Raw genomic sequence first — 1,377 nt, 5'->3', positions numbered from 1 at the left:
TACCGTACAGGCGGCAGCTTATTTAAGTTCCATTGACCTCGATAATGATTGTAATAGATCATGTAGCTTTTTACTTCTTGCTTTACCTCTTCCAAGGTCATACACGTTTTGATATTCGTTTCATCTTTAAAATGCCCAAAAAATGATTCTTGTGGGGCGTTATCCCAACAGTTTCCTCTACGCGACATCGATTGACTTAGCCCCATTTTCTTCACAAGATTTTGGAACTTCGGGTTCGTATAGTGAAATCCTTGATCCGAATGAATCAACGCATCCGGAGTGAGATGGCGATGTTTCTTGAGTTGTTTCAACGTCTCGATCGCAATATCCAAACCAATGGAAGCAGAAACTTCATAGGCTAGAATCTCATTGGTTTCGGCATCTTTAATCGTCGATAGATAGGCTCGCTTCTTGTTTCCATAGGTTAAATACGTGATGTCGGTTAAGAGCACCTTGCCGGCGATCCCTTGCTTAAAGGCTCGTTTTAACGTGTTGGGACAGGTTCGATGCTCATGGGTGGCTTTGGCCATACGTCGTGCGGGGTTTGCTTTTCGAATGGGACAAACGATGTTGTACTTTTGCATGACACGACGAATTCGCTTGAGGTTGTATGTGATTCCATATTGCTGCTCCAGTGTCATTTTAATTTGACGAGCCCCCTTCTTTCTTCCCCGATAATGGTAGGCTTTCAGAAGAATCGCTTTCACTTTTTGATCGTTTTCTTCCTGTTTTTGACGATGTAATCGAGCATCTTCGCTACCATATCGATAATAGCCGGAACGTGAAACCCCAGCGATTCCACAAAGAACATGCACCTTTCGCTGGAAAGGATAGGTATTCATCATCTGTTGAATAAGTTCGAATTTTTGCCGCGTGCTTAGTTGGATTTCTTTTTTCTCATCTGCCTTTCGAGTTGATCGAGCTTTTTTAAGAATTCATTTTCCGCTTCGAGCCACTTCATTTTCGCTTCCAAACGGGCATATTTTTCTTCGAGACTTAATTCACGGCCCAGAGGACGGCCTGAGGCGTGTTTTCTAGCGTCTGTTAATCCAGCAGGCCCTTGTTCTTGATAAGCCGTGCGCCATCGATTGGAAGCCTTCTTAATCCGGGTTGCACCCAAAACGTCTAGAGCAAAGCCCGCTCCCTGAAAAATCTCACTTGGAAGCTTACCTTGATTGTATTCTTGAATAAATCGTTCTTTAAACGCATCCGTATAGGTAATGGCTTTAGCACTGACATTTTTCACATAGGGATTTGTTCTTAACTGAGCTTGCTCTTGAGTTGTAAAGCATTTTTTAGACATCCGCTTCGACCGCCGCTCGTTTTTTTATTTATTGTACACAAAAAAAGACCCTACAAGATGACCTTTTTTAAAGT

At 42.7% G+C, this 1,377-nt stretch carries 1 protein-coding gene; it reads right to left on the bottom strand.

What is annotated here, in order from left to right; translation table 11 throughout:
* Positions 1-1,303, bottom strand: a protein-coding gene (locus tag WH37_RS35220; RefSeq protein WP_231594471.1) for an IS3 family transposase whose coding sequence is annotated in 2 segments (ribosomal slippage) — positions 1-934 and positions 934-1,303 — 1,304 coding nt annotated over the 2 segments. Because the reading frame shifts where the segments join, the coding sequence is not laid out codon by codon here. This gene is flagged as partial in the annotation.
* Positions 1,304-1,377: the final 74 nt, after the last annotated feature.

The organism is Paenibacillus algorifonticola (genome assembly GCF_000971975.1).
Taxonomy (GTDB): Bacteria; Bacillota; Bacilli; order Paenibacillales; family Paenibacillaceae; genus Pristimantibacillus; species Pristimantibacillus algorifonticola.
Note: the sequence above shows the minus strand (reverse complement) of the source record. Positions and strands in the feature narration are given on the sequence as shown.